Origin of the sequence: Ruminiclostridium josui JCM 17888 (genome assembly GCF_000526495.1) — a bacterium.
GTDB classification, from domain to species: Bacteria; Bacillota; Clostridia; order Acetivibrionales; family DSM-1351; genus Ruminiclostridium; species Ruminiclostridium josui.
This window is the reverse complement of the sequence record NZ_JAGE01000001.1, coordinates 1,687,386-1,697,500: the sequence shown is the minus strand read 5'-3', so window position 1 is coordinate 1,697,500 and position 10,115 is coordinate 1,687,386. Positions and strand designations below refer to the sequence as shown.

At 36.2% G+C, this 10,115-nt stretch carries 6 protein-coding genes and 2 rRNA genes (1 of these 8 only partly in view); 3 read left to right on the top strand and 5 right to left on the bottom strand.

Annotated features, from left to right (window positions below):
- The 3 genes from K412_RS0107975 to helD all read left to right on the top strand — a co-directional run.
- A 23S ribosomal RNA gene (locus K412_RS0107975) occupies positions 1 to 1,735 on the top strand (it extends 1,320 nt beyond the left edge of the window).
- A 257-nt stretch (positions 1,736 to 1,992) separates the two neighbouring features.
- Positions 1,993 to 2,109: ribosomal RNA gene (gene rrf, locus K412_RS0107970) — 5S ribosomal RNA — on the top strand.
- Between the two features lie 155 nt (positions 2,110 to 2,264).
- A complete protein-coding gene (gene helD, locus K412_RS0107965) occupies positions 2,265 to 4,547 on the top strand; it encodes an RNA polymerase recycling motor HelD (RefSeq protein WP_024832614.1) in 2,283 nt (760 codons plus the stop codon).
- A 298-nt stretch (positions 4,548 to 4,845) separates the two neighbouring features.
- Here helD and K412_RS0107955 read toward each other — a convergent pair whose 3' ends face one another.
- The 5 genes from K412_RS0107955 to K412_RS0107935 all read right to left on the bottom strand — a co-directional run bounded on the left by K412_RS0107955 (position 4,846) and on the right by K412_RS0107935 (position 9,907).
- Positions 4,846 to 6,066 carry a M14 family zinc carboxypeptidase gene (locus tag K412_RS0107955; protein ID WP_024832613.1) on the bottom strand — a complete coding sequence of 407 codons (1,221 nt, stop codon included), beginning with the start codon at positions 6,064 to 6,066 and terminating at the stop codon, positions 4,846 to 4,848.
- A 112-nt stretch (positions 6,067 to 6,178) separates the two neighbouring features.
- Entirely contained in the window at positions 6,179 to 7,468 is a 1,290-nt protein-coding gene (locus K412_RS0107950) for an ATP-binding protein (protein WP_024832612.1), read from the bottom strand.
- Between the two features lie 114 nt (positions 7,469 to 7,582).
- On the bottom strand, positions 7,583 to 9,154 hold the full coding sequence (locus tag K412_RS0107945; RefSeq protein WP_024832611.1) for a DUF4153 domain-containing protein: 1,572 nt from the start codon (positions 9,152 to 9,154) through the stop codon (positions 7,583 to 7,585).
- Positions 9,155 to 9,187: 33 nt separating this feature from the next.
- Entirely contained in the window at positions 9,188 to 9,421 is a 234-nt protein-coding gene (locus K412_RS0107940; RefSeq protein ID WP_024832610.1) for a helix-turn-helix domain-containing protein, read from the bottom strand.
- Positions 9,422 to 9,436: 15 nt separating this feature from the next.
- Positions 9,437 to 9,907, bottom strand: a complete 471-nt coding sequence (locus tag K412_RS0107935; RefSeq protein WP_024832609.1) for a DUF2975 domain-containing protein — start codon at positions 9,905 to 9,907, stop codon at positions 9,437 to 9,439.
- Positions 9,908 to 10,115 lie beyond the last annotated feature (208 nt).

Below are 10,115 nucleotides of genomic sequence, written 5' to 3'. Positions count from 1 at the left end.
GCTAAACTTGTACCGTTAGCAGTAGTATTGGATGTACGAGGGTGGTAGGGGAGCTTACTGTAGTAGGTTGAAGCAAGATCGAAAGGACTTGTGGACGAGACAGTAGTGAGAATGCCGGAATAAGTAGCGAGAGTAAAGTGAGAATCTTTACCGTCGAAAGCCTAAGGTTTCCTGGGGAAGGTTCGTCCGCCCAGGGTAAGTCTGGACCTAAGCTGAGGCCGAAAGGCGTAGGTGATGGACAACAGGTTGAAATTCCTGTACTACCGTTAATCGTTATGAGAGAGGTGGGGACGCAGGAGGATAAGTCAAGCGATCAGCTGGAAAAGATCGTGCAAGCGGGGTAGATAGTCCGGTAGGCAAATCCGCCGGATGTTTCGAAGACGTGATGCGGAGGGAAAACAAGTACCGAAGTGACAGATTCCACACTGACGAGAAAAACCACTATCCAGATTAAAGGTACCAGTACCGCAAACCGACACAGGTAGGTGAGGAGAGAATCCTAAGACGAGCGGGAGAAGCGTTGTTAAGGAACTCGGCAAATTGACCCCGTAAGTTAGCGAAAAGGGGTGCCTCAAGAGATTGAGGCCGCAGAGAATAGGCCCAAGCAACTGTTTATCAAAAACACAGGTCTCTGCTAAATCGAAAGATGAAGTATAGGGGCTGACGCCTGCCCGGTGCTGGAAGGTTACGGGAATTGCTTAGGGGAAACCCGAAGGCATGAACTTAAGCCCCAGTAAACGGCGGCCGTAACTATAACGGTCCTAAGGTAGCGAAATTCCTTGTCAGGTAAGTTCTGACCCGCACGAATGGCGTAATGACTTGGGCACTGTCTCAACAACGTACCCGGCGAAATTGTAGTACTTGTGAAGATGCAAGTTACCCGCGACTAGACGGAAAGACCCCATGGAGCTTCACTGTAGCTTGATATTGGGTTTCGGTATTTTTTGTACAGGATAGGTGGGAGACTGAGAAGTGGTGGCGCCAGCCATCATGGAGTCGACGTTGGGATACCACTCTAAAAGTACTGGAACTCTAACCTGAGACCATAAGCTGGTCTAGGGACACTGTCAGGTGGGCAGTTTGACTGGGGCGGTCGCCTCCCAAAGAGTAACGGAGGCGTCCAAAGGTTACCTCAGTGCGGTTGGAAATCGCACAGCGAGTGCAAAGGCATAAGGTAGCCTGACTGCGAGAGAGACACCTCGAGCAGGTACGAAAGTAGGGCTTAGTGATCCGGTGGTATGAAAGTGGAATTGCCATCGCTCAACGGATAAAAGCTACCCTGGGGATAACAGGCTTATCTCCCCCAAGAGTCCACATCGACGGGGAGGTTTGGCACCTCGATGTCGGCTCATCGCATCCTGGAGCTGTAGCAGGTTCCAAGGGTTTGGCTGTTCGCCAATTAAAGCGGTACGCGAGCTGGGTTCAGAACGTCGTGAGACAGTTCGGTCCCTATCTGTCGCGGGCGCAGGATATTTGAGAGGATCTGTCCTTAGTACGAGAGGACCGGGATGGACGAACCTCTAGTGCACCAGTTGTCATACCAATGGCACAGCTGGGTAGCCAAGTTCGGCAGGGATAAACGCTGAAGGCATCTAAGCGTGAAACCCACCTCAAGATGAGATATCCCACTAGCAATAGGTAAGACCCCATGTAGACTACATGGTTGATAGGTCAGGAGTGTAAGCATAGTAATGTGTTAAGCTGACTGATACTAATAGGTCGAGGGTTTGACCCAAAAGAAACAGGTATCAAAAAAGTAGAAGGTCTTAAAACTAGACAATGAGAGAGCTTCACATCTTCTTAGAAGAATAACATTAGTCAGTTCTGAAGGTACAAAGTACCTGAGCAAAAATTAATAAGTCAGAATCAGATTTTCAGATGCAAGCAATACAAGGCACCGACGAAGCGAGGAACGGAGTTTATGTGGATAAATGAGTACCGGAGCTAGGAAGGTAACGAAGTAGTGCGACGCATATTAAAATCTGTGAATTTTCTGGTGGAAATGACGAGATGGTCACACCCGTTCCCATACCGAACACGGCAGTTAAGCATCTCAGTGCCGATAATACTTGGCTGGAGACGGCCCGGGAAAGTAGGTCTCTGCCAGATTTATATGAAAGCCTCAAGCATATATAGCTTGAGGCTTTGTTCTATTATGAAAGTTTTTGGGACAATTTGTATGGATGGTTGATTATAGCTAATTTTAAATATATAATATAAGTCTGCTTTAGTTCTAAAATTAAAAAAAGAGAGGGGTAATAATAATGTCAGCTGCAAACCATCCGGCCTATAAGGAAGAGCTTGAAAGGTGCAGATATACTCTGGACTATGTGGAAAGAAGTTTGAAAAAAGCACTTGAAAAGAGAGAAAAGATAGGTAATGAGCTTGAAAGTGTACAAAAGCACTTGAGCGGTGATAGTAGTGCAGATTATACCAGTATACTGGTAAATACAATGCTGCATGATACTCTGGCTTTAAAGATTAAAAATTTATATACTGCCAGAGGTAAACCATATTTCGCCAGGGTAGACTACAGGGAAAATAATTCGGATAGAACAGAAAAGCTGTATATCGGAAAAATGTCCCTATCTAGGGAAGAAGACCAGGAGATAATTATTGTAGATTGGAGGGCACCAATAGCAAACCTTTATTATGAAGGCAGACTGGGACAGGCGAGCTATGAATGTCCAGATGGCATAATTGACGGAGAGCTTCTTTTAAAAAGGCAGTTTTCAATTAATAATGGGAATCTTGATGAAATTTTTGATATAGATATAACAACAAATGATGAATTTCTTCAGACATATCTTGGGGCAAATGCAGAAAACAGACTTAAAGAAATTGTATCTACAATTCAGGAAGAGCAGAACAAAATAGTAAGAGCTCCAATGTGGAAACCGCTGATTGTCCAAGGGGTTGCAGGTAGTGGTAAAACAACTATTGCTCTTCATAGAATAGCGTATCTAATATATACATTTGAAAAAAGTTTTGATCCTGAAAATTTTATGATTATAGCACCAAACAGACTTTTTCTTAACTATATATCAGAGGTATTACCTGAACTTGGAGTTGAGAGAGTTAAGCAAACAACTTTTGAGGATTTTTCTATGGAGCTTATAGGGAAGGATTTTAAGCTCACAGATGCAAATGAAAAATTGAATATGTTTGTTAATCATAATGTGACAAAGGAACAAATTGAGTATAATAATCTTGTAAGATGTTCATCTATTCTGAAAACTTCTATGTATTTCAAAGATATTATTGATGAATATATAGAGGAAATTGAGAAATCTTTTATTCCCAAAAAAGATATTACCCTCGGTACTAAAGTTATTTTTTCATATGATGAAATAAATAACTTGTTTTTAACCCAATATGGCATGTGGCCTATTGCACAAAGGATGAATGAGATTAAGAAAAGTATTAAAACAAGGTTAAAAACAAGTAAAGAACAGTTTATTCAACAGATAAATGTTGAATGTGATAGAAAGGTAGCAAGGGCAAAGATAGGAATTCCTGACGAGTCTGAAAGACAAAAGTATATTATAGAGGCTTTTGAAAAGAGAGATCGCGTTTTAAAGAAAATTGATATAGCGGCAAAATCTTTAGTCAAAGACTATGTAGCAAGTCTACCGAAATTAAGTCCTTATCAATACTATGTTGATCTTATGAATAATGCTGAAGTTTTTGACAGGATTGCGGGTAAATACACTGACAAGGCAACTTGTAAGTTTATTAGGGAGTATACTCTTGACATAATAAATAGTAAAAAGATTGAACAGGAAGATTTAGCGCCGATAATTTATCTAAAATACAAGATTTATGGTATGGATGAGAAAATACCTGTTAGGCATATTGTAATTGATGAGGCTCAGGACTTCAGTGCTTTTCAGTTTTATGTTATGAAAAAAATTGTAAAGGATAGCTCTTTTACTATTCTCGGAGATTTATGCCAGGGAATTCATTTCTATAGGGGAGTACGTAGTTGGGAGGAAATTGTTAATAATGTTTTTGAAGGGAAAAAATGTGAGTTTTTAACCTTAGAACAAAGCTATAGAACTACCGTTGAAATTATGGAGGCGGCAAATAATGTTATGGAGAAACTGGATAACAATGATTTGGTACGTGCAAAACCTGTTATCCGACACGGAGATTCTGTTGAATACATTCAGAAGAATAATATTATTGATGTTGCTGCAAATATAGTTGAAAAGATTGAACAGGCAAAAAGAGAGGGGCATAAAACCATAGCAGTTATATGTAAAACTATGGAAGAGTGTGATCAAATATTGCCTATGATAAAAAAAGCTGATAAAAATATTAGTATTATTACAGGAAATGAGAAAGAATATAAAAGTGGTGTTGTAGTGGTCCCATCTTATCTTTCAAAAGGTTTGGAGTTTGATGTGGTACTTATTTCAAATGCCAGCAGTGCCAATTATACAACAAGCGAACTTGATATTAAGTTGCTTTATGTAGCAATGACAAGGCCTTTACATAAGCTTTGTATTTATTATACAGGAGAAATGTCAAGTTTGCTTAAATAGATAAAAAATGAACCCGACTTGTGGTAGTATATATCACAAGCGAGGGTTCACTTTAATAGAAAGGTTTTTTATGAGTTTTCTTCGCTGGACTTATTGTTTCTAGCAGCTATTTTCGCTGCTCTCGCCTCTTTTTTTGTCATTTTTGGGGCTTTTTTTGTACTACCTTTGTCTCCCATATAATTACTCCTTTCATATTAACTTATAAATATTATTACCATATATACCAAGATAGATACCAAAACTTATAATAAAAAAACCCTCATTTATATAAATTTATAATGAGGGTCCTATATTTTATTTATGAAATATAAACCGTATTTGAGGATTTTTCAAACCTGAAGTTTAGATTCAAACATTTTGCCAGGGTTTCCAGGTTTATATATGGTATTTTGTTTATATAAATTGCTGTTTCATTAAGTTCTTCTTTTTGGCTTTCGGGTATTATTCCTGTTAGTAAGGTTACATCTTTCTCGGCAATGTATTGCTTTCCATTTATAGATAGTATCTGTCCTTGACGGAACAAATTGCTTTTATATATTAGGGTGGTATTCTTATCGCTAATAAACTTTTTCTGGCTCATAAGCTGTTTTGCAATTCTAACGGGAACAAGCTTGTTTTGATTCCAAATAGTATTGTAATATGACCATTCTACGGGTTTTGTAATACCTCTTTTACCCCCTATCTCAAGCGTAAAGGATGGAATTTTTAATTTTTGTACACACCAATCTTTAAACCCGGAAGTAGATGATTTGTAGTTTGCTGGACTTACCAGACTGTAGCCTGTAGTAGATTTTAACATATTTGCGTAAGCCAAGTCCCTTGTTTTATCTGCACCTTCTTGTCCAAAATACCAGTAAATTATATCTCCTGCTGCATGATATGCAAGGGTCACGTCAAATTCTATGTTAAGACATAAATCTCTAACTGCCTGAGTCTCAGGTTCAGAGAATGCTTTAGTTCCTGTAGAATATGTAGATGTGATTTTTTTAAACCATAGTGCATCGTAATTATGATTAAGGTCTACTTTATTAGCGTTAAAGTAATAGGATGGAGACCCATTTATACATATCTGTACACCATCAGGATTTACCAATGGCATAAAATAAAATGTTACCTGATTATCAAGAAGATTTCTGACTTTTTGACCGTCAATAGTTCCATTACTAGTGTATGCCTCCAGCAAATTTTGAATTTGGTTTAGTGTAAGAATTGTTCCTATGTACTCCCTTGGATGATGGGCTGCATTTATAAATATCTTTTTAGAGCCGTTACCTATTTTAATAACTGACAAATCTCTCTTCTGTACACTTTTTCCTGCTGAAAAAAGATATGTTATATTGCTGTAATTTTTATTAAACTCCTTAAGGCGTTTCTGCGTGTCTGTGTAAACATCTTTACTCTTATATATTTGTTCCAGAGTTTTTGAATATGTAACTTTTGATGCTTGTACAGAGAATGTACTAAATGTTGTTAGCGTGTAGATTATTGCAAATAAAAAAATCTTTATTCTTTTAGACATGAAAACCTCCATAATGCGACATAATATTACAATAACTATTATTTTATAATATATTTAATGTTTTGGCTAGAAGCTATTATTAAAAATAAACCGACAGCAGTGCTATCGGTTCTTATTTTCTTCCCAGTAGATATGTGATAAAATGTTGAGCTGTTCTTCCTGATAAACCGCCGTTTCGCAGTTCCCATCGGTTGGCTTCCATATAAAGTTCTTCTTCAGGAATATTAATATGATACCTATCAGCAAGTACCTTAACAATTTGCTGAAATTCTTTTCTGTTTGGAGCTATATACAGAATTGGTAAACCAAATCTTGCTGATAATGAAAGCTTTTCCTGAACCGTATCATTGGTATGAAGGTCGTCATCCCTTTCGTTCTTGTCACTCCACTTCTCACGGATAATATGTCTCCTGTTAGAGGTAGCATATATAAGTACGTTGTCTGGCTTTGCCTCAAGGCCCCCTTCTATGACAGCCTTCAGGTATTTATAATCTGTTTCATAATCTTCAAAGGACAAGTCATCCATGTATATTATAAACTTATACTTCCTATCCTTTATTTGCTCTATAATAAGAGGCAAATCTTTCATTTGGTGTTTATATACCTCAATCATTCTGAGGCCATATTTAAAGTATTCATTTAAAATAGCTTTGATACTAGATGATTTTCCAGTACCACTATCTCCGTACAGGAGCACATTATTGGCTTTGCGTCCCTGTACAAAAGCTTCTGTGTTCTTTACAAGCTCGTTTTTTTGAATTTGATAGCCCACAAGATCATTAAGAAGTATTGGTTCTGTATTCGTAATAGGCTTAAGTTCAATGGTATTATCACAGTGTATAACACTGAAAGCTTTGTTTAACCCAAATTTTCCTACACCGAACTTTTTGTAAAAGTCAGTTATTATTTCATAGAATGTATGTTCATTCTGGGATGTTGATAGACTATTTACCAGTTCTTCAAAGTACGGCAGATTATTAATTGTATTTTTAGCGGTGTAGAAGGATGTAAAAGTTTTAATGATGTTTAAAGACTGGGTTTGAAGAACTTCGTCTATTAAGGATAAATCAAAGTCATATAATTTTTTTAATATAATGAAATCATTTAATGCCAGTTGGTTTATTGTACCATTTGGTTTTTCAGATACTTCACAAGACCGTGAAAAGGCATTCTCATTTGTAATAAGAACATAGGTAAGGTAACAATGAAACAAATTACCGCTAAACCCATGGTCAACTGAAAACTCAACTAATTTATGCAACCCCTCGTATAGCCTTGACTTTATATTTTCCTTGGAAAAAGCTTTGTTCTGATAATTGTTTATAACCCACGAAAGGTTTTCAAAAATATCAGGCCGGTAAAAATACTTGTACAGGATTAATTCATTTGTGTTAATATACATAAGCCGTAGGTCCTTTGCTATCTATGTTTTATTTCTGTTATAGCACTGACCAACAGGGTATGTCAACAAAAAAGGTTATTTTACTTTTGGCTTAGACATTACTATTTCTTTAAATTATTTGGATTTATTAAGTATCTTTGATGCTTCAATGCTGTCCAGCGTAAAGCCGTATAGTTTATTTCTTGCAGAAAGTTGAATTTTTTTATTTTCTACTAATTCATTAAAGTTAATTTCTGTTTTTTGGTGGGCTGATAAATCCCAGAGCTTTTCCAGTTGGGGAGCAGCTGTATAGGATAATTTATTCAAATAAAATACTACTGATGGTTCATCAGGATTCTTTAGGTAACTGTCTATATTGTATTCTGCAATTATTTTTTCAATGTTTGTCAGGCTTAATATGCAAACTCCTATGATTACAGTAACTCCTATCCACTTTGTAACAGCAAATCGGATTTTGAAGCATTTTATTATCATCCATAACAGACATAACCCAATTACCGCCATAAGCCAAAGTGTCAAAACACGCCTAATACTAAGGCCGTAAGCACTTATATACATGAACATTCTCTTAACGGCAGATATAAGTAGTACACCGTCACCTGCACATAGAATTACTGTTTCAAGACTTATCCATATAGAAAGTTTTGCATTTTTTTTCTTAGTCATAACTATGACAAAAAATGCAATGGCGAATATTATTGCTGATGCTGTACATAGTTCGAAGAAGCCACGCCTTGCATATTCTGCATAGCTTATTCCGGAAGTTTTTATATTATCTAATCCTCCGAAGAGATACATGAACTGAAATCCTACAAAAGCGATGAGAAATATATTTATTATGGTTAAGAAAGTACCGATAATAACAGACTCTATACAGCTACCAACATTTTTTATGGTTTTATCTTTATGTTTTTCATATTTTAAACCAAGAAGGGCAGCGCCAAGAAATACACCTGATGGAATTCCTAAGAATAATTCTAATGTTAATCGGTCAAAGTCTAAACCTATAAAATTTTTGAATGCTTTTACAGAAGCAGCAAATACAGCATCTGCTTGAACAAACAAGGCCATAAGAATTGCGGCAACAGGTATAGCCACAACTATGCCTATTAGTGCGTACAATACATTTTTGGTAGTCTCAGATTTCCTGTTCTTAAGTATTCCAAAAGAGTAGAAAGGCATTGCAAGATTAGTAAAGGGCTTAGCGAATAAGTTTGAAATAACTTTAACAAATGCATCCAGGGAGAATAAGCCGTTTATCTGATAATTACCAAGAAGTATAAGCTGTATACATATAATTCCCATTAACGTAAGCCATGTAATCCATCTGGTACTTGGAGTATAATGAATAAAGAAGCTCACTGCCATTAACATTGCCGGTATTGTTAAAAGTACAGCTGCTTTATTAAGTGGAGTATCATTCTCTCTAAAGAAGTAATAAATACTGCAATAAAAGGCGGCAAGATATATTGGGACAGCAATTCCCGGAGACTGGAAAAAAATCGTCTCAAAAAACAGTATACATAACATAATACTCAAGACTGAGATTATCAATCCTTTAAATGAGGTAACACGTGATTTAAATTCAAGATATTCAGGTTTTTTATTTCTTGGAACATAACTTGCATAATAGGGAGGGGGTTGTGTGGAAGCTTTAGCTTCAGGTATGAGGTCATTATTTTCCATTTGTTGTACTCCTTTCAATAGTTAAAAATATATTTATTCGTCTATTTCTGCTGCTTTTTCTTCAGATGGTACGTATTCAAGGATATCCCCAGGCTGGCAGTTTAAAGCCTTGCATATTTCCTCAAGAGTTGAAAATCTGATGGCTTTTGCCTTGTTGGTCTTTAATATTGATAGGTTAGCTGTAGTTATACCTATTTTTTCGGCTAGTTCTGTTGAACTCATTTTTCTCTTTGCAAGCATTACATCAACATTTACTATAATCGGCATAATGTTTCTCCTTATCTATATTGTCAAATCGTTTTCCTGCTTATATCTAACTGCCTGGTAGAACAACTCTGCGATAATAAATATGCAGGCAGCTAAGAATAAAAAGGTTAGTCCTACAAGAATAACGAATACTGACGGGATAAAAAATATGCCTATAATATATGCAAATGCTACAGGTAAACACAGGTAGGATATATACTTGATTCGGTTGGCAGTATCAAATGTAAAAGGGCTTTTAGAATTAATATTATGCAATACCTTTTTGGCTTGAATTAGTATTGAAAAAGCACAAATACCGGATATTACTAAAAGTACTATCATGGAATAATATATTTTAGGCTCTACAGTTGTATTTTTTAGTAAAAGATAATAGTTTAGAGTCCATGGCAAGCTGGCAATTATAATAACACCAAAAATCTGAAACACTGTACAGAGTACTTCCATAAGCTGACTTAACCCTTTTTTTCCAAGTATCTGAAAACCCATAAATAGTTGACACCTCTTTTTATTAATATATATTTATTTTACCGCTATCCAAATGTAATATACATCCGTTATTATCGTTTGTCAATAAAAAAATATCAAATAATAATAAATAATTTTCGATTTTCAGTATTTTTACAATCAAAAAACAACCCATGAAAAGAATATATTCTTTTCATGGGTTGTTTTTTATATATTGTGTTTAGAATTA